The sequence below is a fragment of the Clostridium sp. 7_2_43FAA genome (assembly GCF_000158375.2).
Lineage (GTDB): Bacteria > Bacillota > Clostridia > Clostridiales > Clostridiaceae > Clostridium > Clostridium tertium.
Genome location: NZ_JH815222.1, coordinates 2,758,788 through 2,784,821, shown reverse-complemented (window position 1 = coordinate 2,784,821; position 26,034 = coordinate 2,758,788). Strand labels below are relative to the sequence as shown.

Here is a 26,034-nt window from a genome sequence, read left to right as displayed (position 1 = left end):
TTTATGAATCAATTAATAGTGAGGGCTAAACATGGGGATAAAAAGTCAATGGAAGAAATATTAAAAAACTTTGAACCACTAGTTTACAAAACTTCAATTAGCTATTATATTTACGGGTATAGTGAAGAGGATATTAAGCAAATAGCGAGGCTTACAATTATTGAATCCGTAGAAAAATTTAATACTGATTTAAGTGATTCTTTTCCTGCTTATGTACAAAAATGCATAAAAAATAAGATGTACAAAGAAATAGAAAAAGCAACTAATAAGTACTATGAGAATAAGCTAAATAGAGAAATAACCAATTCAATAGACATAGAAGAAATCATAGATAAAGATACAGATGTTTTAGAAGAGTGTATTAAAAAGGAGTTGAGTGGCATTCTATTTAAATCCATAGAGAAGCTTAATAAAGAAGAAAAAGCTTTACTTAATACTATTTATGTACAAGGTATAACTTTAAAAGAGTATTCTAAAAGAACAAATATCGAATACCATAAGCTTAGATATATGAAGGATAAAATAATGGAAAAGCTAAGAAATGATTCAAATCTATTAAAAATAAGATAGCATTAAAAAAAGATAGTAGTAAAATATAAAAACTACAAAGGTAACAGGAGACAATGATAAAGCTATGGATAAAACTTTAAAATTCAGCATTAGATATAATATTATTTATAATAAAAAAGCCAATATTAAAAGGTTTGATTATTATTTGAATTTATTTAAGATTAACGTAAACTTTTATAATTTTTTATACAATGAAATATAAAAAGGACTATTGAAAGAAAAATCAATAGTCCTTTTTACTTTATATAATAATAATTATGTTTAAAGATAATTATTAATAAAAATTAAGCATCATATTTTTAAGCTTTTTCAGAGCTCTTTTTTTTAAGCAACAACAATAGTAATAATCCGTTTCTTTTAATGCACAATATCGAGATAGATTAGGTTTATCATTTGATATATACAAAAAGTCAATAAGCTCTCTTTCTTCATAATCAAGCTTTTTTAAAGCTAAATGAAGATTTTCATTTACAGCACTTTTAATAACAGTATCTTCAACATTTATATTTTCATCTATTATACTGTCTCCAAGTTCACTTCCCTCCTCATTAACATTATTTAAACTAAATTCAGAATTATATTTAATTTGACTTCTGCAAAGATACTTATAACCATTTTTTATTGCCCAAAGGGCATAAGATGGAAACTTATCAACATTCTTAGATAAATCAAAAACATCTATAACATGAAGCAAATTTATAACACCGATTTGAACAATATCTTCAAAGGATTTATTCTTTAGATAAATTGTTTTAGCTTCTTTTATAATTAATGGATAATACATCTTTATAATTTCTTCTTTTGAACTAGAGTCATTATTTTTAGCTTTTAATAACAAATCTCTCATTAACAAATCTTCCATAAAATTTTCTCCTCCGCCTTTATAAGTTCTTTCATTAAGTAAATATCTTTGAAAAAGAAAAATTGAGAAAAAAATATAAGAAATTTTTTGCCAAAAAAGTACAAAAAATAAGAATAATTATTTCATTCAAGTTAATTTCATTATAAGATTAATTAAAGGACAATTAAAATATAAAGGGATTTGCTTATTTAAAACCTTAATTTAATATTTGTGTATATATTACATATTACCTATTTATTTACTTATATTGTGTCTAAAAGTGTAGAAGGAAATAGAACATGCTGTTCGATGTGCTAAAACTTTTGTTGGAAATGAGCCTTTTGCAGTACTACTAGGTGATGACATAGTTTATAATGATGAAAATCCATGTTTAAATTAACTTATTAATTGTTATAACGAGTATAAAACATCTGTATTAGGTGTACAAGAAGTTAGCAGTGAAAATGTATCAAAGTATGGAATAGTTGGCGGAATTAATATTGAAGATAGAATTTACAAGTTTAAAGAATTAGTAGAGAAACCAAGTATAGATAAAGCACCATCAAATATTGCTATACTGGGTAGATATATTATAACACCTAAAATATTTGAAATATTAGAAGAAACAAAGCCAGGTAAAGGTGGAGAAATTCAATTAACTGATACTTTATTAAAACTTTTAGAAGAAGAAGCTATATATGCTTACAGCTTTGAGAGAAGAAGATATGATGTTGGCGATAAGCAAGGTCTTTTAGAAGCTAATATTGAATATGCATTAAGAAGTGAGAATTTAAGAGAAGGATTTACGGAATATTTAAGAGCATTAGATTTATAGAAATTTTTGAGTTCTAGGGGAAATACTACTAGGATTAGAAAAGGAAGTTGCTAATAGTTCAAGGGAGTCGCGTTCTGCGACGTCCTTGAACTTTTTTATTGTAAGCATAAAAATAGGTTGAAATAAAGTTATATAAAATTTTTAAATACTAGTAAAAATAAAATTGGTAAAATATTGATTGGGATGTATGAATATATATATTTATAAAGTATAATTTATATATACTTAAATTAATTTTTATGAGAGGTACAAAATGGCTTTATTCAACAAACTAGATAAACCTATATTTTTAAAGGAAGAAAGTGAAGCAAAATATTATATTTCTAAACTACAGGAATTACATAGTAGAGCACCAGAAGGGATAAAGGGAAGAATAGAAAAAGAATTAAAGATTGCAACTCTTGGAGAATTTGGAGAAAAGAATATAGCTTTTGAGCTGGAAAATAGTGGAATACCAATGTGCATATTGCATGATATATGCTTAGAAACTAATGAATTATCTGCACAAATTGATTATATAGTTGTAACAAGAAAAGTCATATTTATAATTGAATGTAAGAACCTTATAGGAAATATAGAAATAAACTCACAAGGAAATTTCATAAGAACTTATAATTTTAATGGTAAGCTTATAAAAGAAGGAATATATTCTCCAATAACTCAAAATGAAAGGCATTTGGAAGTGTTAAAGAGAATAAAGAAAGAGTCTAAAAGTAATTTTATTTCTAAGATGCTTTTTGATAAATATTTTAATGATAATTATAAATCACTAGTAGTACTAGCAAATCCTAAAACTGTTTTAAATTCAAGATATGCTAAGAAGGAAATTAAGGATAAGGTTATTAAAGCAGATCAACTTATTAATTACATTAAAGAGGTTAACTCTAAATCAGATTTAATGTCTTTAAGTGATAAAGAAATGAAAGAGGTTGCAGATAGATTACTAGCATTACATAAATCTAATAAATTAAGTTTCTTGAAAAAGTATCGTGAGTTAACTGAATTAGTTGATAGTTATGATAATAGAGATAACTTTGAAGTTAAGGATATAAGTGAAATAATAATTAATAGTAATGAAATAATAAAAGAAAATATTATTGATAGTGTAAAAGATGATATTATAAATAATATTACAAGCAATAGTACGGGCTGGAATAATAAAAGTAATAAAAAGGATAATAAAAGCATCAACACCATAAGAAATAATATAGATAATAAAAATAATTATGTAAGTAATGATATAAATATAAACACAACTAATATTTATATAAATAATGGTATTTCAAATAATAGCGTGATTAATAGTAGTTCATCTATTAAAAATATTTATAATAATGCTAATTCATTTAATGAAGAAAAACTAATAAAGAAATTAAAAGAATTTAGACTTCAAATGAGTAGAGCAGAAAATACAAAACCATATATTATTTTTAGTGATAAGCAGATGACTAATTTATTAGAAAAGATGCCTAAGACAAAATCAGAACTTAAAGAAGTTTCAGGTTTTGGAGAAGTGAAGGTAGAAAAATACGGTGAAGTTATTTTGAAAATTTTAAATGAATAAATTTAAAAATTTCTCAAAGTCTTAAATGCAGGATGTTTTACCAGCATAAAATTATTCTATTAAATAGACTGTACATGCTTCTTTATCAATTTGTTTACATATTGGAGAGAAGACTATTTAGTGAATTTTTTGAAGGATTTTATTAAAAATTCAAGGACCTAACGTTTCGTTAGGTCCTTTATTAATTAAGAGAAACATGGAATATGGAAATCTATATTTTATACATATGCATATTCAATCTTTTTTTAGTGTAAAAACTTAATTTAAAAATATTTTTATAAATTTTAAAAGTTTTAAAAAAACTGCATATGCAATAAATAAATTATTTTGAAAAATTTTCTCAATTTTATTTTTATCTAGATATTTACTTAATAACAAGTTATTTAAAAGTAATATTTAGGGGGATTTTAATATGCAATATTCATTTTTAGGTTTTTCAGTAAAAAAGATTATGGAGTTTGGTTTAGGTATTAAAGATTTAGCTGTTCTTAGATATTTTGATGATTTTAGAGAAAGTGGAAGAATGAATTATGAAATTATTGAAGGTGAAAAGTATAATGATGATGAGGTTAGCTATAAAAATTACGTAAGGCTATCTACAGAAAAGGATAAGGGGTCAGCATCAAAATGTTCATCAAAGACTAATATACTAAAGGATTCATCTACTATAGATACTAATTTATATAAATATATAAAAGAGGCTAGTGAAATAATTTCATATTTGAATTTAAGCCTTGGAACAAAATATAAGGAAAAGAACAAGGGAACTTTAACTTCAATTAATAAGAGAATTAATGAGGGATATAATGTTGATTACTTTAAATCTGTTATTAGTAAAAAGGTGAAGAAATGGAAATGTACTAAGTTCGAGCAATATTTAAATCAGCAGACTTTATTTGGAGATAAGTTTGAAGTATATCTAAATCAAAATATTATCAAGGAAGAAAAAAGTAATAAAGGTTATGTAGATTACAGAGAGCCTAGAAAGTTAAGGTTTAATAACTTCAAGGGAAGGGATTACGATTACGATGATTTAGAAAAGAAATTATTAGGGTGGGAGTGATATTAATGGTTTGATATAGAAGGGAGAGTGGCGATACAAACTCACAAGAGCTATAGCATGTGATGATATATCAAGATATTGTTAAATTTAGTGTTAAAAATATAAGTTTATTGCTTTTTTACTTTACATATATTTCCAAGAAGGATTTCTTTATGTTATTATTTAAATGATTAATTAGTATAATATTTACATATATAACTTTATATGTTATGTAAATGTTCAGAAAAGCGTGTTACCTTAAGAGGGCATAAGCTAACTTATTCATTATGTGAGTAGGTTAGCTTTTTTTATAAATTTAATGCATTTTATCAAAATAATTTTCAAAGGTAACACATTTAAAATAGTGAAGGGAGGTAGATAAAAATTTCTATTTATCATGGTTGGTTACTATTAATACTATAAGATACTCTGACAGTTAAGTTATTTACTCCTAATGTTTATAAAAATAAAATTTAATCAAGGGGGAAAAGAATAATGAGAAATAAGAGGTATAATATTTCGAAAAGAATATTACCACTATTCATAGCATTTACTATGATGTTTTCTTTTGTACCTGTAAGGGCAGAGGAAAATACTACAGAAGTAAAACGAGAAAATTTAGCTTTAGGGAAAAGTGCTACTGCATCTGGATATGAAGGTGGAAGTACATTTACTGCAGATAAAGTTATCGATGGAAAAGTGGATAGACCAGCTGATATTAATAAAGCAGGAAGCTCAAGATGGGCATCAAATCTTAATGCTGTTAATCCATGGATAACAATTGATTTAAATGAAGTTAAAGCTTTTGACGAAGTTGTAATCGAATGGGAAAGAAGAAATGTAAATTCATACAAAGTAGAAGTATCAAATGATAATATTACTTGGGCTAATATTCATAAGAGCACAACTAAAAATGAGTTAAGAGAAGTTTTAGATGTTGGTTCACAAAAGGCAAGGTATGTAAAGATAACTATAGAAAATTATTCTTCAACACAAGAAGGAAGTAATATTATTTGGAATACAGTAGCTATGTATGAAGTTGAAATATATAATAATAAACCAGAAGAACCGGAAGTACCAGAAGTGCCAGAGGTTATAGTACCAGCAGCTGGAGAAAATGTTGCATTAAGTAAAAATGCAACTTCATCAAGCAATGAGACTAATACACTAACACCTGATAAAGCAGTAGATGGTTTAAAATCAAAGGCTTCCAGATGGGCAAGTGCTGTATCATCAAATCCACAATGGATTACAGTTGATTTAGGTGCTAAGACTCAAATAGAAAATCTAGTTATAGAATGGGAAAGAAAAAATGCTACAGAATATAGAGTACAGGTTTCTGATAATAATGAGAATTGGACTGATATATATGCAGCTAAATCTGCACCAACTAAAAATAGGCAAGAAATTAATTTAGATAAAGCCATTGCTACTAGATATGTAAGAGTTTATGTAGACAAACATATTGCAGATGCTGATGGTGTTAATTGGAATAATGTATCTATATATGAAATTGAAATTTACAATGGTGGAATTCCAAAGGGATTTGATGAAATTACAAATTCCATAAATGTTAGAGAGCTTACAATTGATGATGAAGTATTACCAATGCCAGAAGTACAAGATGGATATGAAATTTCATTTGTTGGAGCTGATTATGAAGAAGTTATTGGTTCTGATATGAAAATAAATAGACCTTTAGTAGATACAAAAGTTCGTGTTAACTTTGAAGTAAAACAAGGAGATAAAAAGGCTTATACTCCTGATATAGAAGTATTAGTACCTGGAGCACATGAAGCTACAGGAAATAATGCTCCAACAGTTATTCCAGAACTTAGAGAGTGGCTTGGGGGATCTGGTAACTTTGAAATTAATAATGGATCAAGAATAGTTATTGCACCTTCTTCAGAAGCAGAATTAATTGAATCTATGAATGTTTTTGCAGAAGACTATAAAGATGTAGTTGGAAGAGAAATTGAAGTAGTAGTTTCAGACTCACCAAAAAATGGTGATTTCTATTTTGAATTAAATAATAAACGTCCAGAGCTTAGAACAGAAGGATATTATATGGAAATTGGGGATTTTGTTAAAGTTGAGTCTAATGAAGCAGAAGCAGCATTCCTTTCAACAAGAACAATATTACAAATATTAAAGCAAAATGGGACAACTATTCCACAAGGAATTACAAGAGATTATCCATTATCAGATGTAAGAGGATTTATGTTAGATGTAGGAAGAAAACCTATTACATTAGATTTCTTATATGATACTGTAAAGCTTATGTCTTGGTATAAAATGAACGATTTCCAAGTTCATTTAAACGATAACTATATTTTCTTAGAAGATTATTCTAAGAATGGAGAAGATCCAATGGATGCCTATGCAGGATTCAGATTAGAATCAGATATTAAAGAAGGTGGAAATAATGGTTTAAATAAAGCAGATTTAACTAGTAAAGACACTTTCTATACTAAAGATGAATTTAGGACTTTTATTAAAGATTCAAGAGAGATTGGAGTAAATATAGTTCCAGAATTCGATACTCCAGCACATTCTTTATCATTTACAAAAGTACGTCCTGATTTGAAAATGGGAAACGTAGGACGTCAAGCAGATCACTTAGATGTTACTAATCCTGGTTCTTTAGAGTTTGTTAAAGGATTATGGGATGAATATTTAGATGGAGAAAATCCAGTATTTGATTCTGAAACTATTGTAAATGTAGGAACAGATGAATATGATGCAAAATATACAGAAGAGTTTAGAAAATTTACAGATGATTTATTAGGATATATGCAAGATGAGAAAGATAGAACAGTTAGATTATGGGGAAGTTTATCAGCAAGACCTGGAAATACACCAGTACGTTCAGAAAATGTTCAAATGAATATTTGGAATAATGGATGGTCAGACCCTTCAGATATGTTTAAAGCAGGCTATGATTTAATTAATACTGAAGATGGCAAGCTATATATAGTTCCAGATGCAGGATATTATTATGACTATTTAAACTCAAGTTATATATATAATAATTATGAAGTTAGCAAATTTGGAAATGGAGATGTAATTCCAGCAGGTTCACCACAAATGATTGGAGGAACATTTGCAGTTTGGAATGATATGGTTGATAAAAAAGCTAATGGAATAGTTGAATTAGATATTTATGATAGAATATTACCTGCCGTTCAAGCTATATCAGAAAAGATGTGGGGATTAGCAGAAGATAAGACTTATGCTGAGTTCCAAGAAGTTGCAGCTAAGGTTTCAAATGCTCCAAATTCTAATCCAAGATATAAAGTAGAATCTAAAACAGAAAAGGTTTTAGATTACAACTTTAAAGGTGCTTCAAAAGGTATAGTACCTGATAATTCTGGAAATGGATATAATTCAGTGGCTCTTAATAACTCAACTATTAAAAATGGAGTATTAAAATTAAATGGAAGCAATAGTTATTTAGAAAATTCTATAGAAAATATAGGACCAAACTATACAGTTTCATTAAGTGTAAAACGTGATGAAAATAGTAATAATGAAGAGCAAGTTCTTTTTGAATCTGAAAAGGGATCTTTTAAGGCAGTTCAAAAAGAAACTGGAAAAGTAGGATTCTCAAGAGAATTCTATGATTACTCATTTGATTATGAACTACCTAAAGGAGAATGGGTAGATATATCAATAGTAGGAAGAATGACTAAAACAGAACTTTATGTTAATGGAGAATATGTTGATGAAGTTAGTAAAACTAGTGAGGCTAGACATAATGGAACCTTTGTATTCCCATTAGAAAAAGTAGGTAGTGAAACAAAGGCGTTTAATGGTGAAATAAAATCATTAAAAGTTTATAATGTTGCTAACAATGTTGCAGATGAAACAGTAATTCCACAAGAAACTATGAAAGCATCAGCAACAAGTGAGCATCCAAATGTAGGTTCAGAAGGATTAGCATCTTTCGCTATCGATGGAAAACCAGGAACTATATGGCACACAAATTATGATACGCCTGTGCAATTACCACAAAGTATAACATTAGATTTAGGAAAAGCTTACACTATTAATAAATTTTCTTATCTTCCAAGAAGTAATGGAGGCAATGGTACAATCACTAAGTATGAGCTTCAAGTAAGCACAAATGGAACTGATTTTACAACAGTTTCAGATGGTTCTTGGGCAAAAGATGCAACTTTAAAAGTAGTTAATTTTGATGAAGTTCCTAATGTAACACATGTAAGATTGGTTGCAAAAGAAGGAGCAGGTGGATTTGCAACAGCTGCTGAGTTAAACGTGCATAAGGTTAAAGAAGTTACTCCAGAACCAAAACCAGAAGTAGATAAAACTGCTTTAAAAACAACTATAGACTATGCTAATGAAGTTGTTGCAGAAGGTTTACTAAATGGGGTAGTACCAGTTGTAGTAAAAGATTTCAATGCTGCATTAGAAGAAGCTAAAGCTATTTATGAAAATGAAGATTCTACAGAAGAAGAAGTAGATGAAGTCTTCAAGAGATTAGTTAATGTTATTTGGATGCTTGAATATAAGCAAGGAAACAAAGAAGCATTGAAAGCACTTGTAGATTCAGCTAAAGGTTTAGTTGAAAAAGTATATACCGCTGATTCTTGGGCTGTTTTACAAGTAGCTATTGAAGCTGCCGATGCAGTGCTTGCAGATGAAAATGCAATGCAAGAAGAAATAGATGAAATTTTAGATTCTTTGAAATCAGCTGTAGATGGTTTAGTTAAAATTGAAGTTAAGAAAGAAGCACTTGAAAACTTAGTAAATAAATTAGAAAAACTAGATAAGAAGGTATATACCGAATCAACTTGGACACCATTTGAGAATGCATTAAAAACAGCTAAAGAAGTTTTAGCTAATACAGATGCAATTCAAGAAGAAGTAGACTCAGCATATAATACATTATTAAAATCTTCTCTAGATTTAAGATTAATACCAGATAAATCTAAACTTGAAGATTTAATAAATAAAGCAAAAGCAGTAGATTTATCAAAATATACAGAGAAAAGTGCTAATGAGTTAAAGATTCAATTAGCAAGGGCGAGTGAAGTTTTTGCTAATGAAGAGGCAACTCAAGAAGAAATAAATAAGGCAACAAGATCATTAGATACAGCTTTAAATGATTTAATAGCTAAGGGTGATGAAAATGGTGGATCTGAAAATAATGGAAACGGAAATGGAAGCGGAACAGAAACACCAAGTGATTCAAACAAAACACCTGATAATGGTGGTAAATTACCAGCTACAGGAGTTGAATCTGGACCTTGGACAATGGTTGCTTTTATAAGCATTATTATAGGATCAGCACTTATTTATAGAAAACGATATAATAGGATTTAAATAACTAATAAGTTAATAAAAATAGAAGCAAGAGATATTATTGAGATGGTCGAAGCTCATCTAATAACAAAAGAGACAAAAAAGTTTTCCTTTAATATCTACTAAAACTCAAGGGGGACGCGTTTTTCGCGAGCCCCTTTATGTTGCACAGAATAAAAGCGGTATAAATATATAAAGTTTTATCAATGTAGCGAAAAATGATATTAAGATTTATAGACCTTAGGAGCATTGTCCTTAGGGATTATTTTTATAGATTTATAAAGTTATCTGCTTTTATTTTATATAAAGTAAAAATAGGAAATGATATTAGTATATTGAGGTTTCTTAAATTCTGAACCCTTCATTAGAGATATTAGTATATTAAAATGCTTTCAAAGCTAACTTCTGTTTCTTAATAAAAATGGAAGTTAGCTTTTTAATTTACAGGTTAAATTTAAATCCTCCTATTATTATGTATGAAGATATTGTTAAATTTTAATATTTATTTAAATAAAATAAATTATAGAAAAATTTTAAAAAATATTAAAAGCCGCATATATAGTAAATGAGGAGGTGATTAGTATGGCAAACTCAGTTTTAGTAGGAAATGCTTTAGAAATTAACTATCAAGTTGGTGTTGATTCTAAAGGAAAAGATGTATTCAATAAGCAAAGCTTTAAGAATGTATCTGTAGATGCAACAGATGATAAATTAGTAGAGTTATCAGATGCAGTTGAAAAGCTTATGGATTACACAGTAAGTACAATTAAGAAGCAACAAACCTTTATGCTAATAAGAAAATAGTTAGATTTGTAACTTAATTATTATTAAGACAAGCTCTCAGTAATGAAATTTGATTTATGAGATTAGTACTAGCTTATGAATGAGGGGTTAGAGGTAAAGTAATTAGAGATAAAGAGAAGTTGCAAAAGTAAGCTTAAAATTGGGGAAAGGGGGATTTAAGATGATAGAAAGAACTGCTAGAATGGCTTTTAAAGATGTTGCAGGCAAAAAAACAAATTTGACTATTAAGGATGTTAAGCAAGATGTTTTAGATGCAGATATTTCAGCTCTTATGAATTCTGTAATAACTAATAAGTTATTACAAACAGAATCAGGAGATCTTATTGAAATGTTAGAAGCACATGTAATAACAAAAGAAACAAAGAAAGTTGATCTTTAATATAGTAAAACTCAAGGGGGTCGCGAAACGCGACCTCCTTTATATTTGCAACAAATAAATAATATTTAAATTTATATTAATTAAATAAAGTAAAATAATATTTTCTTTCTTTATATCAATATTTTTTGTGTAATTAGGTATTAATTTTAGTATTACTTATGATGCTGTTAATAATGAAGTATATAAAAGTTTAAAACAAAATTATATATGATTATAATTTTTGAAATAAAATAATCTTAAAAAGTAATATTGGATAATTTTTTAGAAAAATTTAGAATGTTGTAATTAAAATTTTGTAAAATAGTAGGAAAATTGAATTATTTATATAAAAATAATGATATAAATATGGTATAATATTTTTCATTGAAATAATGTATTAAATGTAGTTAAAAAAAAGAGTATTTTAATTGAAAAAAAATAAGGAATTCTTATATAATAAGAGAAAAATATATTATAAATATCTATTATTTATGGTTAGTTTGTTTCTGTAATTTAATTTATATAATTTAATTTATGTAAAAAGAGTAGGTTCTTTGAGATTTATTATGATAAATGAATATAATAGTTCGTACAAAATTGAATTATATACTTAGGAGTAAAGTTGAGATAATGAATAAAGTAAAAGAAAAAGTTTTAATAATATCTGAAGTCTTTTATCCTGAAATAGGGAGTGGGGCTAATAGGATAACTAATTTAGTAATTGAATTAAAAAAAAATGGGTATATGGTTGATGTAGTAACCTCAGAACCTTCTTATCCTAATAAAGATATTTATAAAGAAGATGGATATAGGGATTTAGAAAAAGAAAATGATATATATACAGGTTCTAATATACATAGAGTTAGGACAAGCAAAGTGAAGAGGACTACTAACTTTTTTATAAGATTATATATATATATTAATTTCTTTTTTAAAAGTATATTTTCAATAATTTTTAGACGGTCAAAATACAACTTAGTTATAGCTACTATACCATCTCCTTTTTCTGGAGTTTTAGGTATAATAGCAAAAATTAGGTTTAGATGTAAGTTTATATTAGACATAAGAGATTTATGGCCAGAATGTATAAAAAATGTAGGATTATTTAGAAAAAATAAATTTTTGTTGAAAATTGCATACGTATTAGAGAAAGTAATTTTTAAATTTACAGATTCAATTGTAATTAATAGCAATGGTTTTAAAGAATATATAAATAAAAATAAGTATAAAAAAAGAGTAGTATTTATTCCAAATGGGTTACAGGTTAGTGAAATTGAGAGATATGAGAAAATAAGAAGGAAAACAAATAAGCATAGGAAATTTACTGTTATATATACAGGGATGATAGGATTACCTCAAAATGTGACATCACTTGTAAGGGTTGCTAGAAATTTGAGACATATTGAAGATATAGAATTTAAAATTATAGGTACAGGAATACAAAGAGAAAAAGTCTTAGAGCTAATAGATCACTATGATTTGAAGAATATAAGGGTATATAATCCAATGCCTAAAAATAAAGTTGTTGAAGAAGTAGCTAAATGTCATATAGGGTTAGCTCACCTGAGAAAAGATAGTGCCTTTGATTTGGTAATACCAGGAAAAATAATTGATTATATGGGAATAGGAATACCTATAGTGGCAGGGGTTGAAGGATATGCTGCAAAAGTTATAAATGATAGTGAATCTGGTTTAGTTGTTGAACCAGATGATTATGTTGGATTATCTAAGGCTATTATGAAAATCTATAATGATAAGAAATCATATGAGTATTATTCAAAAAATGGTATGAATTATTGTTTAAATAATTTTTGTGTTGAAAATAATTTGATTAAATATATAGATTTAATTGAAAGAGTTACAAGGAGAAATGATTATGTCAAAAAAAATAGGGATGTTTGTATGGAATCACTTCACCAATGATGCAAGAGTATTAAGAGAATGTACTGCTTTAGCTGAAAAGGGATATGATGTTAAGCTTATAGCTATTCATGATTCAAAGCAAAAAGATTTAAAGAAAAATGAAAATAGAAATGGCTTTAATATAGTAAGAGTAAATAGATATCCTAAATACATATTGCTGGTTAATAAAGCTATCAGTTTAATTAAGAGAAATAAGATTCTTACATTACCGTTACTAGTTCTTATTGGGTTGATTTTTTATTTTAATCAAATAATTGGACTGGCTGTATTGTTATTTATGGGAATAATGTCTCTTAAAAAGATAAGAGGTTTTTTAATAAAAACACATATATTTCTAGGTATGATAATTGAAGGATTAAAATTTAATGCTGATGTATATCATAGCAATGATTTAAATACCCTTCCTCAAGGGATAATATGTAGTAAGATTTTTAGAAGAAGATACCTAGTGTATGATTCACATGAGGTTCAAAGCTCTAGAACTGGATATGGAAAGCAAGCATATTACATAGAAAAAATATTGATTAAGTTTATTGATAAAATGATTATGACCAATAGAACAAGGGCAGAATATGTTAAGGAATTATATAATATAGAATTGCCGGAGATTGTACATAATTATCCATTTTACACTAAAGATGATTCTATAGAAAATAAATATGATATGTATTCCATGTTAGATATTCCAACTGATAAGCCAATATTACTTTATCAAGGTGGAATTCAAGTTGGAAGAGGCCTTGATAAAATTGTAGAAGCTATAGACAAGTTCAATGATGGAATAACTGTTTTTATAGGAGATGGAAAGTTGAAGCCTGAGATAGTAAAAATGGTAGCAGACAGACAACTCAATGAAAAAGTAAGGTTTGTAGATAAAGTTCCAGTAGATGAATTAAAATATTATACTGCTAATGCTTATTTAGGCTTTCAAGTTTTAAATAATGTTTGCTTTAATCATTACTCTGCATGTTCAAATAAACTTTTTGAATATATGATGAGTAAAGTTCCGGTAGTAGCGTGTAATTTTCCAGAGATAAAAAAGGTAGTTCAAGAAGAACAAATAGGATTAGTTGTGGATTCTCATGATCCAAATGAAATAGCAAATGCTGTGAATGTATTATTAGAAAATAAAGAATTACATTCAATGTTTAGTGAAAACTGCACAAAGGCAAGAGAAAAGTATAATTGGAATAATGAAAAAGAAAATTTTATAAATATATATGATAACTTATTATATAAGAAAAATATAAATATAGAAGAAAATATAAATATAGGTGTATAAATATGAGAGATTTATTATTTATTTTAAGGGAGCATAAGGCTAATTTTTATAAAATTTATAAACTAGCGTTATATGATTTTATAACTCCATTAAGGGATACGTATCTTGGAGCTTTATGGATAATATTGAGCCCATTATCACAAATTGGGGTTTACTGGTTTGTTTTTGGGCTAGGAATAAGAAACGGAAAGCCGATAGATGGACATCCTTTTTTACTTTGGATGCTAGCGGGATTAATACCATGGTTTTATATAAGTGCTTCAATAAGTGCTGGGACATTAGCTATATATTCTAAAGCAGCAATAATAACTAAAATGAAATTTCCAACTAGTATAATACCGACGAATACTATATTAACTCAGTTATTAAATAATATACCTTTGATATTCATAATGATATTGAGTTATGTTTTTAATGGGTATAAGGCAACTATTTATTATATTCAAATACCGTATTATATAATAGCTGCAACATTACTTTTAATAGGAATATCACTTATTACATCAGCATTAGTTATGGCTGTAAGAGACATAAATAGATTAGTAGGAACAGTGTTAAGATTTATGTTTTACTTAACACCTATTTTGTGGACTACTATAAATTTACCACCAATAGGATTAAAAATTATAAGATTAAATCCATTTATATATATAATAGAGGGATTTAGAAATACTTTCTTATACAACAAGTGGTTTTTTGAGGATGTTAAATTTACAGTATATTATTGGTTAGTAACTATAATAACAATTTTAATTGGGGCTATGATTCATATGAAGTTTAGGAATAGATTTTCAGATTTAGTCTAGCATACAAGGGGATAAGATATGGAGGAAAATAAATATTCAATTATAGCTAAAAATATTAGCAAAGGGTATAAAATGTATTCTAGCCCTAAGCAAAAGTTATTAGATTTAATTTTACCAAAAGGAGCAGGAAAAACTTTTTATGCTCTTAAAGATATATCATTTAATGTTGAAAAAGGAGATGTAGTAGGTTTATTAGGTCTTAATGGTTCTGGAAAATCAACATTATCTAATATTCTTGGTGGAGTATCCATGCCAACAAATGGAGAAATTGAAATTAATGGTGAAGCTTCGCTTATAGCAATAGGAATTGGTATGAATAATTTTTTATCAGGAATAGAAAACATAGAATTAAAAGCTCTTATGATGGGATATAAAAAAGATGAGATAGAAGAAATAAAGCAAGAAATTATAGATTTTGCAGATATAGGTGAATTTATAAATCAACCTCTTAGAACATATTCAAGTGGTATGAGAGCAAGACTTGGTTTTGCTATATCAGTTTATACTAATCCAGATATTTTAGTAATAGATGAGGCTTTATCTGTTGGTGACCCTACATTTACACAAAAGTGTTTAGATAAAATGAATGAGTTTAAGAAAAGTGGAAAAACTATATTTTTTGTTAGTCACTCATTGCCTCAAATAAAACAATTTTGTAATAAGGCAATATGGCTTGAATATGGCAGGCTTAGAGAATATGGAGATGTAGATTCTGTATTACCTAAGTATCAGAAATATATAAATGAAATAAATAAAATGAGTGAAGCTCAGAAAGTAGAATACAAAAAGAATGTTTTGAAAAATCAAGAACACTCATTATTAAAGGATTTTAAACTTGTAGATAATAACTTAAAAAAGTTTGTGCCAAAGGGAAAAGTAATAAAAAGTGTTACGCTTATAAATAATGAAAATATTGTTAAAGAAGAATTTTTTAACATAGATTTAAGTACTTTTTCATTTGGGTTTATACCTTCTATTATAAGGAAAAGATATGAAAATGCTATTTTTATCCTAATACTACAAATTCTTAATTTTCTTATAGTATCATTTCCTTATTCAATAATCACTAATTTTATTGTAACTGGAATTGTATCCATATTTACATCAAGGGGATATATAGATTACTTAATAGAAGAGAAAAAATTCATTCCATATAACATATGGGAAAAAATTAATAGTAATGAAGGTAAAAAAGTAAAAAATAAAATTCACAATCAAAATAAAGTGAAGAAATTGATAGCAATAGCCTCTATTTTATTTGTTGCTTTTGCCTCTGTTTTTTCAGTAAGTTATACAATAAAAAAGGATTTTGCTATTTTAAATAGTGAAAAAATTAATGTGAAAGATTATATGATAATAGTAACATCTAATGTAAAAAATGAAGAGACTATTGATAGTTTATTAATTTTAAACTCTAAGGGAAGTGAGAGCTTAAATGGAGTAGTATATCCAGGGAAAATACAAGTTTCTTATAAGAATAATACGGATCAATTGTCTAAATTAGCTAATCTCAAAGATATAGATGGATTGAAAAAAATATTAGAGAATAATTTTAAAGTTAAGGTATCTGATTATATTGTTATAAATAAAGAGGATTTAAGAAATAAAGATGCTAAATATATAGAAATATATGAAGAAATTCTATCAAATATATTAACTTTAGAAGATAAAGATTTTGAAAAGAAAGTTGATGAAATAATAGGGAAATATCCTCAAATTAATAAAGAGTTATTAAATGATTTTTATAATGATTTTAATAATAAACAAGTTAGCATAACTGAAGTAAAATATAAAACTGTATTACTTAGAGATTTAGTAGAAGTGGCTGTTCTACAAGCATTAGATATGACAGATAAAGGGGAATATGAATTTATAACAATAGATACTAGGATTTTACAAAATAACTCTATTATCAAGAATATAAATAAGAAATATGAGGAATATTTAAATGAAAGTCCTAAAGATGAAGTTATAGAAAATGAAGCAACAGATGTTAGAAATGACTTATATGAAGATATAGATGAACCTATTTTGAATAATCAATGGGAAGCACCACCAAGCAATAGTGGAGGAACAACCGAAATACCGCCAAGCAACAGTGGAGGAGAATCAACCGAAGTGCCGCCAAGCAACAATGGAGGAGGAACAACTGAAATCCCGCCAAGTAACAATGGAGGAGAAACAACTGAAACACCGCCAAGTAATAATGGAGAGGGAACAACTGAAACGCCGCCAAGCAACAATGGAGAAGGAACAACTGAAATCCCACCAAGTGGTGATGAGAATGTTGGAGGTGTAGAAATCCCACCAAGTAATAATGAAAATAGCTAGCAAGCAGCAATGAGGGAACTGAAGCTTAGGTAGTGAATCCTAATAATTTAGATTAATACAATAATATTTAACATAATAATAAAATAAGTCAACAATTATTAATATAAAGGAATAGTGTGAATTATGACTATGGTTAGCTATGGAGCCAGAATAGTAGATGATAACTTAAATAATGATATATCATTTTTTATAGATAAATCACTACTTAGTATAATTAGTGATTTTAAAGTTATAAAAGATATATTTGATAATTATAATAAATTTATAACATTAAAAGATATTAATAACATAGAAGGAAAATTAGTTATAAATCTTTTAAATGAGATAAAATACTTATTTAATTATAAAGATATATTTGTATCAGAAGAAGAATATAAAGATTCAGTAAAAAAGAAGAATATTAACTTTAATAAAATTGATCCATTAAAGCTTGATTATAGAATATATGAAGAAGCAATAAAGATAGTAACAAATAAATTTCTTAAAAATATAAATGTTGAAGATATAATACTATTAGATTTTAGATTAGATGAAAAGCAGTATATTAAAGATAATGAAAAAGTAGAGTTGTTGGATAATGAAAGAATTTTAATTGGTAATATTAATAAACACTTGGAAAAAATATCTTATATTTTTAAAGAGATAGTACCAGGAATAAATATTAAAACAATAGATTCTGGATTATATATAAGCGATGTAGATAAAAGAGAAATAGAATTCGAAGAAAATTTATTAAAAGATATTAACAATATTATTAAGGATTTTAAAACCACAAAAAAGGGCTTCAATAATGAAAAAATCCATAATAGTAATTTGGGAATAAGATATTATTTTAAGAAAGCTCTTTTTAATAATAGAGATAAATTGATAATAGTATTTTCAGCTTTTTCTAATGATAAGCCTAAATATAATTATATAAATACATTAAGCACATATGATTGCAATAAGCTTTATATATTGGATAACTACGGTAGCAAGGGGACATATTATCTGGGACTTAATGGTAGTTTGAATATTGAAACAGCTGTAATGTCACTAATATGTAAGATAGTATCTGAAAATAATATAAAGTTCACAAATATAATAAGCGTAGGATCTTCTAAAGGGGGGACATCAGCTCTATATTATGGAATGAAATATAATTTTGGAAACATAATAATTGGAGCACCTCAATACAAAATAGGAACTTATTTATGTGATTTAAGTATTAAAACTTATGCAGATGAGATTTTTGGGGATAGAAGTATTGCAAATAGAATAAAATATGATAATTTGATAAGACTAATTTCTAATAATAAATCAAAGATATATCTATTAACAAGCGATGGAGATAATCAATATGATAGAGTTTTAAAAAGTTTTGAATATGTTTCAGAAGAATTAAAGCTTAATTTAACAATAGATAAATGTGAAATAACTCATCACAATGATATTGCAAAAGAATTTCCAAATTATTTAGAGAGTAAGCTTTCTAAAATGTTAAAAGATAATAAATATAAAAGAATAATTATAGAAAAGATTATAGGAGTATTTAAATTGAAATTTAAATAAATAAACAAGTGGAGGGATTAGTAACTATGAAAAAACTAAATATTATAGGACTAGGATACATAGGATTACCAACAGCATTAATGTTCGCAGCTAATGGAATAGAGGTTGTTGGAACAGATTTAAATGAAAGAATAGTAGATGAATTAAAATCTGGTAATCTTACATTTAAAGAAGATGGTTTAGAAGATCTTTTTAGAAATGCAATTGAAAAAGGAATAGAGTTTTCAAAAGAATATATTAAAACAAACAGATATATAATAACTGTTCCTACACCATACATAGAGGAAACAAAGAAAATAGATCCTAAGTATGTAGTATCTGCTGTTAATACAGTACTAGATGTTTGTGAAAAAGGAACTATATTAGCAATAGAATCTACAATATCACCAGGAACTATTGATAGGTTTGTAAGACCTATTATAGAAGAAAGAGGTTTTAAAATAGGTGAGGACATACATTTAGTACATGCTCCTGAAAGAATAATACCAGGGAAAATGGTATATGAACTAGAAAACAACTCAAGGACTATAGGTGCTGATAATAGAGAAGTTGGTATGATGGTTAGAGAGTGGTATAAAAGCTTCTGTAAAGGTGACATAGTTGTTACTGATATTAAAACTGCTGAAATGAGTAAAGTTGTAGAAAATACTTTTAGAGATATAAATATTGCTTTTGCAAATGAATTAGCTAAGATTTGTAGAAGAGAAAACATGGATGTATATGAACTTATAAAAATAGCAAATAAACACCCAAGAGTAAATATTCTTCAACCAGGTCCAGGCGTAGGTGGACACTGTATATCAGTAGATCCATGGTTTTTAGTTGGTGATTATCCTGATTTAGTTAATGTAATATTATGTGCTAGAGAAGTAAATGATAGTATGCCAGAGTTTGTTATAGATAGAATTAGAGACATAATGAATGAAAATGGAATTACGGATATATCAAAAGTTGGTTTATATGGATTAACATATAAAGAAGATATTGATGATATGAGAGAAAGTCCAACAGTTCAATTAATGGACAAGCTAGAAAGATTCTTTGTAAAAGGAATTAAATTATATGATCCATGGATAGAAGAGAAAAAATATGAAGGTCAATATATGGATTTTGAAAGCTTTGTAAATGATATAGAATTAGTAGTTATTATGGTTGGTCATACCCATATTAAGGAAAATATAAAATCTTTAGAAGATAAATTAGTTTTAGATACAAGAAATATAATAAATTTAGATAAAGTATATAAACTTTAATTTTTCTATTATTTAATAAATTAAAGGGTATTATTAATGTGAATAAGTTAATAGTACCCTTTAGTACTAAAATAGGAGGTAACATGAATATTTCTATATTTGGAAGTTGCGTTAGTAGGGATATTTTTAATTATATTAAGGGTGAGGATGATATAAAATTAATAAAGTATTATGCTAGAAGCTCTATTATTTCAGTAACAAGCAAAACATTGAATAAATCAATACATTCTATAGATTTAAAATCTAAATTTCAAAGAAAGATGGTATATAACGATATTAATAAACTTTTTTGGGGCGAATTAATAGATAATGAAATAGATATTCTATTATTAGATTTTATCGACGAAAGATTAGATGTAATAAAAATATCTGAAGATCAATATTTGACTAGATCTAATGAGTTTAATTCAACAGTAGAGTTTAAGAAGAAATTTAAGGGAAGTATATTAAAGGAAGAAGATAGATTAATTCTTTGGAAGAATAGTATTAATATATTTATAAATAATATAATAAAAAAAATGAATGAAGATAGAATTTTTATAAATGAGTGTTATTATTGTGAAAAATATATAGATGAAAATGGTGAAGAAAAGTATTTTGAAAATCAAGAATATATAAAGAAAAAAAATTATTTATTAAAGTCATACTATGATTATATAAAAAATAGATTTCAAAATATAAATTTCATAAGATTTGAAAAAGTTTATAGAGCTGATGAAAATCATATGTGGGGATTATCACCATTCCATTATGAAAAGCAATATTATTTAGATTTAATAAATAATATAAAGTTATTAAATAGAAATTAGGAGGCGATATATTGAATAAAAAGATAGAAAAATTAATTAATATATATGATCCTTTGGATTTAATTGATGAGATAGATAATATAAATAAAGATTTACTTAAAGAATATAATGCCAGAGAAAAAATATTAATAGAATATGAGAAGTTAAATATTAAATATGAAGAACTGAAAAAAAAATATGAGATTTTAGATAGAAAATATAATAATTTAAAACAATCAAAATTAGGAAAAGTAACTATAAAATATTGGAATACAAAAAAAAGGTTATTTAAAAAATAATATTTGAGAGGAATAATTATGATTAATTATAAGAATGAAATATTAAAATTAGATAGAGATAAAGAAAAAGTATTAATTAGAAATAATAATATAAAAGAAATTAAGAATATACTAAATTCTAAACTTAAAAGTAATAATGAATTCTCTGAAAAGTGGATATTTAAACCAAATAGTAAAATAAAATATAATAATTCACTGGATAAATATTATTATAACAATACTAAAATTCATGAGTGTATATATTATAAAGATATTGATCTAGAAGAAAGTCTATTTGAATTACAAGATAATAAATTAAAGGTGAAGTTTAAAGCAGAGTCTAATATAGATTTAACGTTGCATATATTAGCTTATGATAAAAACAATGAAAATAAATTGAATTTAGTTTTAAAACCTAATGAAGTTAAATATATAAATATGGAATCCAATCTTAAATTTAAAGTTTTCTTAAGAGTTAAGGGATGTGGGTACTTTATAATAAATGGCATAAAAATAAATAATGAATATATATGGGATAAAGTCGAAAAAGAATTAAGTGATAAATTTGATGGATTCTATAAATGGAGTTGCAAAAAAAATTCTAAGATAAAATATGATATTAGAACAGGAGAGTACAAATATAAAAATATTACAAAACATGAGTATATAAACTATATCAATAACGAATTTTCCATTAATCTTAAAAAAGGAACTCATACTTTGGAGTTTTATGCAGAGTCAAATATTGATTTACAATTACATATAATTGGAGAGAAAAATGGAGAAAGAGTTTTATATGAATTCATTAGACAAAATGGAAAGGTAATTTTTACAAATGATATTGATATATCTGCGAAAGTGTTTATAAGAGTAAAGGGTGATGGATACTTTAAAATTAATAATATTCTTTTAGATAATATCACATTGTGGAATTCAAATAAAGATATATTAAATATTATAAATTATTCTAAAAATAGTATAAAAAATGAAAATAGAGTAGTTATTGATAATCCTAATATATATTATAGTATAGATGATAATATATTATTGTCAAAATTGAAAGGTAAACAATTTGCTTATATAAAATTAGAAGAAAAATTAATTAATTGTGTAGAAGAAAAATGCCTCTATGTAAATTTAAATTATAAGTCTACAAAAGATATCTTAGTAAAATTAGTGGCGAAGATAATAAATTATGATGGAACTTATAAAATTGTTGAGTTATCAGAGGTTGATTTAAAGCCAATAAAATTATATAAATATATAGAAAAAATCGAATATTATATTAAAATTTCTGGAGAAGGATATTTATCAATACCAATTTTAGAATTTGATGAGATTAGTTATAAGCCGTCTAATAAAATAGATTTAGAAATAAATGATAATAAGTGGTTCAACAACTATAAGAAAGAGATAGGATTAAAATATGATAAAACATTAAAAGGAAATATAAATATAGGAAAAGGATTAAAGAGATATATTTCATATGTAGAGAGAAATAATGATTATTCTAAAGTTCCTAAAAATCATATAATAGATATAGATGATAAGAAGATATATAAGTTTAAAATTTCAATTGATAATGAGGATACTTTAGATATAAATCCAATGCTTATATTTTATGATAATAATAAAAAAATTGAAGTATTACAATTAGCTAAAAATAAAGAGAATCAGATAATACCACCTATTAATACTAAGTATATTAGAATAGCATTAAGAGCTATTGGATATGGTTGTTTTGATTTAAAGAATATAATTATAGAAGAGTATAATAGAATAGAAGTGGCTGATATTGTTAATTGGAAATATACAAGTGAGTTAAATTATTTTAATTTAGGAGAAAAAAAGTATATTAATGATTTTAAAATGGCAGTAATAATGGATGAATTTACAACTGCTTGTTATGAAGATGAATGTAGATTAATAAAGGTATCACCTAACAACTGGAAGGCTGAATTAATACAAAATAAACCTGATATATTATTTGTTGAATCAGCATGGAAGGGGAATGGAGGACAATGGTTTAAGAAAGTTGGAGATTATGGAAAGGAAAACAATAAGGAATTATATGAATTAGTAAATTGGTGTAAACATAATAATATTCCTACTGTTTTTTGGAATAAAGAGGATCCTGTTCATTTTAATAGATTTGTTAATACTGCTAAAATATTTGATTATATATTTACAACAGATGAAAACTCAGTTAAGAATTATATTGAAATGACTGGAAATAAAAATGTATATTCTTTACCATTTGGAGCTCAACCAAAAAAACATAACCCAATAAAGTTATATGAGGAAAGAATAAATAAAGCATGTTTTGCAGGGTCATATTATAAACTTCATGAAGAAAGAAGAGTTGATATGGAAATGATACTTGATGAAGTCTTAGAATATGGTTTAGATATATATGATAGAAATTATGAGGCTGTAAAAAAAGGAATTATGCCTAACCATGAATTCCCTGAAAGGTTTAAAAACAACATTAGAGGAAGTTTAAAATATTATGAAATAGATAAAGCTTATAAGGGATATAAGTTAATGGTAAATTTAAATACAGTAAAGTATTCTCCAACTATGTTCTCAAGGAGAGTCTTTGAAGGCTTAGCATGTGGAACTCCAGTGATAAGTAGTTATTCTCTAGGAATGCAGGAAATGTTTAAGGATATTGTTTATATAGCAAAAGAAAATGGAGATTTAAAAAAACAAATTCCTAAACTACTTAATAATGAAGAATACTATAATAGAGTTTCTATGAAAGGTATGCGAGAAGTATTAAACAAGCATACTTATGAAGATAGGCTAGCATATATTTTAGATAAATTAGAATTACCATATAAAAGAAAAGAAAAATTCATCTCTGTAATAGGTATTGCAAAGAGTAAAAAAGATTATTATAAGATACTAGATATATATAATAATCAGAAATATAAATATAAAAAATTAATTATATTTATAGAAAAATTTGATGGATATATAGATTTATTTAATGATTATAATTCTAATGGAATTTATACTTATATACTATCATACATGCATAATTATGGTAATGCATCTGAGTTAATAGATACAGAGTATATGGCGTTTATAGATACAAATAACTATTATGGAAGTAATTATTTAAGTGATTTAATAATGAGTACCAAATATGTAGATGTAGATGTAATAGGAAAAGGAATGTATTATACAGTTAATAACAATAAACTGATAAAAAATAATAAAGGTAAAGATTTTGTTTATGTTTCAGATGTAGATTCAACAGCGTGTATATGTAGAACAAAATTATTTATATTAGATAACTTTAATGAATTATTAAATAGTTATAAAGAGATTAAATTTAATAAATATATAGATAGAGGAAAGCAAATATTTAGTTCTGATAGCTTTAATTATATAAAAGATTATTATAAAGAAAATAAAAATTTAACTTTACATGAAGAAATAAGTTTTTAGAGAGGGATAATTATGAAAAAATTATTATTTGCAGGACATGATTTAAAATTTGCAAAATTTTTAATAGATCACTATTCTGATGATAAAAATTTTGAAGTTAGAATAGATAATTGGTCTGGTCATAATTTACACAATGAAGAAAAGAGCAGAAATTTATTGGATTGGGCAGATATTATATTTTGTGAATGGGGTTTAGGAAATGCTGTGTGGTATTCAAATAATAAGAGAGAAAATCAAAAGCTTATTATTAGAATGCATTTGCAAGAAAGAGAAACTGAATTTCCTAATAAAATAAATTATAATAATGTAGACAGAATAATAGCTATATCTCCATATATATATGAGGAATTATACAGAAAATTTAAATTACCAAGAGATAAAATGACTATGATATATAACAATGTGGATTGTAATAAATTTGATTATAAAAAAGATATTAATTATATTTATAATATAGCCATAGTAGGTATATTGCCAAAAAGAAAAAGGTTAGATAAAGCCATTGATATTATAGAGGGATTAAATAAATTTGATAAGAGATATAAGTTGTATATTAAGGGAAAACATCCTAATGATGTGCAATGGTTGATGAATAAAGAAAATGAAAGAATATATTATGAAGACATATTTAAAAGAATAAATTCAAGTATAAGTAAAGAAAATATAATATTTGAAGATCATTCGGATAATATTGGCGAATGGTTTAAAAAAATAGGTTTTGTTCTGTCAACAAGTGATTTTGAAAGTTTTCATTTAGCTCCTATGGAGGGAATGGCTTCTGGAGCATATCCAATAATATTTAATTGGGATGGTTGTGATACCATATATAAAGCTGAATGGATAGTAAATAGTATAGACGAGGCTATTGATAAAATTATAAAATATGAAGCTGAAAATAATTATATTAATTATATGAAGGATTTTGTAAAAAATAACTTTGGAAAAGACGTTATATTAGAAAAATATAAAGAAATAATTTGAAAATAATTTTAATTACTAAATTTAGCTTAAAATTAATTTTTGGTTT

General features: G+C 25.9%; 17 protein-coding genes and 1 pseudogene. 17 read left to right on the top strand and 1 reads right to left on the bottom strand.

The window, feature by feature from the left end; genetic code table 11:
* Positions 1–3: 3 nt before the first annotated feature.
* The gene (locus CSBG_RS14405; protein WP_008680697.1) at positions 4–570 is read left to right on the top strand and encodes a sigma-70 family RNA polymerase sigma factor; all 567 of its coding nucleotides are present in this window, start codon (positions 4–6) and stop codon (positions 568–570) included.
* A gap of 274 nt (positions 571–844) precedes the next feature.
* Here CSBG_RS14405 and CSBG_RS14400 read toward each other — a convergent pair whose 3' ends face one another.
* A complete protein-coding gene (locus tag CSBG_RS14400; protein ID WP_008680695.1) occupies positions 845–1,432 on the bottom strand; it encodes a sigma-70 family RNA polymerase sigma factor in 588 nt (195 codons plus the stop codon).
* Positions 1,433–1,709: 277 nt separating this feature from the next.
* On the opposite strand from CSBG_RS14400, the pseudogene CSBG_RS18115 reads away from it, so the two are divergent.
* From CSBG_RS18115 to CSBG_RS14325, 16 genes and pseudogenes are all read left to right on the top strand, one after another.
* Positions 1,710–2,246 (top strand): annotated as a pseudogene (locus tag CSBG_RS18115) (sugar phosphate nucleotidyltransferase); the annotation flags it as partial.
* Positions 2,247–2,499: 253 nt separating this feature from the next.
* Positions 2,500–3,810: an HRDC domain-containing protein gene (locus tag CSBG_RS18815; RefSeq protein ID WP_008680693.1), complete on the top strand. Its 1,311-nt coding sequence runs from the start codon at positions 2,500–2,502 to the stop codon at positions 3,808–3,810.
* Positions 3,811–4,222: 412 nt separating this feature from the next.
* Positions 4,223–4,873 (top strand): conserved phage C-terminal domain-containing protein, encoded by a 651-nt coding sequence (locus tag CSBG_RS14390; RefSeq protein ID WP_008680691.1) that lies wholly within the window; start codon positions 4,223–4,225, stop codon positions 4,871–4,873.
* A gap of 474 nt (positions 4,874–5,347) precedes the next feature.
* Complete coding sequence (locus CSBG_RS14385) at positions 5,348–10,198, top strand: discoidin domain-containing protein (protein ID WP_008680690.1); 4,851 nt, start codon at positions 5,348–5,350, stop codon at positions 10,196–10,198.
* A gap of 561 nt (positions 10,199–10,759) precedes the next feature.
* A complete protein-coding gene (locus CSBG_RS14380; RefSeq protein WP_008680689.1) occupies positions 10,760–10,981 on the top strand; it encodes a DUF1659 domain-containing protein in 222 nt (73 codons plus the stop codon).
* Between the two features lie 160 nt (positions 10,982–11,141).
* Positions 11,142–11,360, top strand: a complete 219-nt coding sequence (locus CSBG_RS14375; RefSeq protein ID WP_008680687.1) for a DUF2922 domain-containing protein — start codon at positions 11,142–11,144, stop codon at positions 11,358–11,360.
* A gap of 609 nt (positions 11,361–11,969) precedes the next feature.
* Complete coding sequence (locus CSBG_RS14370; RefSeq protein ID WP_008680686.1) at positions 11,970–13,262, top strand: glycosyltransferase family 4 protein; 1,293 nt, start codon at positions 11,970–11,972, stop codon at positions 13,260–13,262.
* The gene (locus CSBG_RS14365) at positions 13,216–14,544 is read left to right on the top strand and encodes a glycosyltransferase (protein WP_008680685.1); all 1,329 of its coding nucleotides are present in this window, start codon (positions 13,216–13,218) and stop codon (positions 14,542–14,544) included. The genes CSBG_RS14370 and CSBG_RS14365 overlap by 47 nt, the downstream gene beginning before the upstream one ends.
* Positions 14,545–14,546: 2 nt before the next feature.
* Positions 14,547–15,350 carry an ABC transporter permease gene (locus CSBG_RS14360; RefSeq protein ID WP_008680684.1) on the top strand — a complete coding sequence of 268 codons (804 nt, stop codon included), beginning with the start codon at positions 14,547–14,549 and terminating at the stop codon, positions 15,348–15,350.
* Positions 15,351–15,368: 18 nt separating this feature from the next.
* Positions 15,369–17,681, top strand: a complete 2,313-nt coding sequence (gene tagH, locus CSBG_RS19050; protein WP_008680683.1) for a teichoic acids export ABC transporter ATP-binding subunit TagH — start codon at positions 15,369–15,371, stop codon at positions 17,679–17,681.
* A 123-nt stretch (positions 17,682–17,804) separates the two neighbouring features.
* Positions 17,805–19,232 carry a hypothetical protein gene (locus CSBG_RS14350; RefSeq protein WP_008680682.1) on the top strand — a complete coding sequence of 476 codons (1,428 nt, stop codon included), beginning with the start codon at positions 17,805–17,807 and terminating at the stop codon, positions 19,230–19,232.
* Between the two features lie 26 nt (positions 19,233–19,258).
* Positions 19,259–20,485, top strand: a complete 1,227-nt coding sequence (locus tag CSBG_RS14345; protein WP_008680681.1) for a nucleotide sugar dehydrogenase — start codon at positions 19,259–19,261, stop codon at positions 20,483–20,485.
* Positions 20,486–20,568: 83 nt separating this feature from the next.
* Positions 20,569–21,294, top strand: a complete 726-nt coding sequence (locus CSBG_RS14340) for a DUF6270 domain-containing protein (protein WP_008680680.1) — start codon at positions 20,569–20,571, stop codon at positions 21,292–21,294.
* Positions 21,295–21,305: 11 nt separating this feature from the next.
* The gene (locus CSBG_RS14335) at positions 21,306–21,572 is read left to right on the top strand and encodes a hypothetical protein (RefSeq protein WP_008680678.1); all 267 of its coding nucleotides are present in this window, start codon (positions 21,306–21,308) and stop codon (positions 21,570–21,572) included.
* Between the two features lie 18 nt (positions 21,573–21,590).
* Positions 21,591–25,007, top strand: coding sequence for a glycosyltransferase (locus CSBG_RS17810; protein ID WP_008680676.1), 3,417 nt, complete (start codon positions 21,591–21,593; stop codon positions 25,005–25,007).
* Between the two features lie 12 nt (positions 25,008–25,019).
* On the top strand, positions 25,020–25,988 hold the full coding sequence (locus CSBG_RS14325) for a glycosyltransferase (protein WP_008680674.1): 969 nt from the start codon (positions 25,020–25,022) through the stop codon (positions 25,986–25,988).
* The last annotated feature ends 46 nt before the right edge of the window (positions 25,989–26,034 follow it).

Excerpts from the sequence above, each read along its gene's own strand:
- CSBG_RS14405 (WP_008680697.1), top strand. The coding sequence starts at position 4 with ATGAATCAATTAATAGTGAGGGCTAAACATGGGGATAAAAAGTCAATG.
- CSBG_RS14400 (WP_008680695.1), bottom strand. The coding sequence starts at position 1,432 with ATGGAAGATTTGTTAATGAGAGATTTGTTATTAAAAGCTAAAAATAAT.
- CSBG_RS18815 (WP_008680693.1), top strand. The coding sequence starts at position 2,500 with ATGGCTTTATTCAACAAACTAGATAAACCTATATTTTTAAAGGAAGAA.
- CSBG_RS14390 (WP_008680691.1), top strand. The coding sequence starts at position 4,223 with ATGCAATATTCATTTTTAGGTTTTTCAGTAAAAAAGATTATGGAGTTT.
- CSBG_RS14385 (WP_008680690.1), top strand. The coding sequence starts at position 5,348 with ATGAGAAATAAGAGGTATAATATTTCGAAAAGAATATTACCACTATTC.
- CSBG_RS14380 (WP_008680689.1), top strand. The coding sequence starts at position 10,760 with ATGGCAAACTCAGTTTTAGTAGGAAATGCTTTAGAAATTAACTATCAA.
- CSBG_RS14375 (WP_008680687.1), top strand. The coding sequence starts at position 11,142 with ATGATAGAAAGAACTGCTAGAATGGCTTTTAAAGATGTTGCAGGCAAA.
- CSBG_RS14370 (WP_008680686.1), top strand. The coding sequence starts at position 11,970 with ATGAATAAAGTAAAAGAAAAAGTTTTAATAATATCTGAAGTCTTTTAT.
- CSBG_RS14365 (WP_008680685.1), top strand. The coding sequence starts at position 13,216 with ATGTCAAAAAAAATAGGGATGTTTGTATGGAATCACTTCACCAATGAT.
- CSBG_RS14360 (WP_008680684.1), top strand. The coding sequence starts at position 14,547 with ATGAGAGATTTATTATTTATTTTAAGGGAGCATAAGGCTAATTTTTAT.
- tagH (WP_008680683.1), top strand. The coding sequence starts at position 15,369 with ATGGAGGAAAATAAATATTCAATTATAGCTAAAAATATTAGCAAAGGG.
- CSBG_RS14350 (WP_008680682.1), top strand. The coding sequence starts at position 17,805 with ATGACTATGGTTAGCTATGGAGCCAGAATAGTAGATGATAACTTAAAT.
- CSBG_RS14345 (WP_008680681.1), top strand. The coding sequence starts at position 19,259 with ATGAAAAAACTAAATATTATAGGACTAGGATACATAGGATTACCAACA.
- CSBG_RS14340 (WP_008680680.1), top strand. The coding sequence starts at position 20,569 with ATGAATATTTCTATATTTGGAAGTTGCGTTAGTAGGGATATTTTTAAT.
- CSBG_RS17810 (WP_008680676.1), top strand. The coding sequence starts at position 21,591 with ATGATTAATTATAAGAATGAAATATTAAAATTAGATAGAGATAAAGAA.
- CSBG_RS14325 (WP_008680674.1), top strand. The coding sequence starts at position 25,020 with ATGAAAAAATTATTATTTGCAGGACATGATTTAAAATTTGCAAAATTT.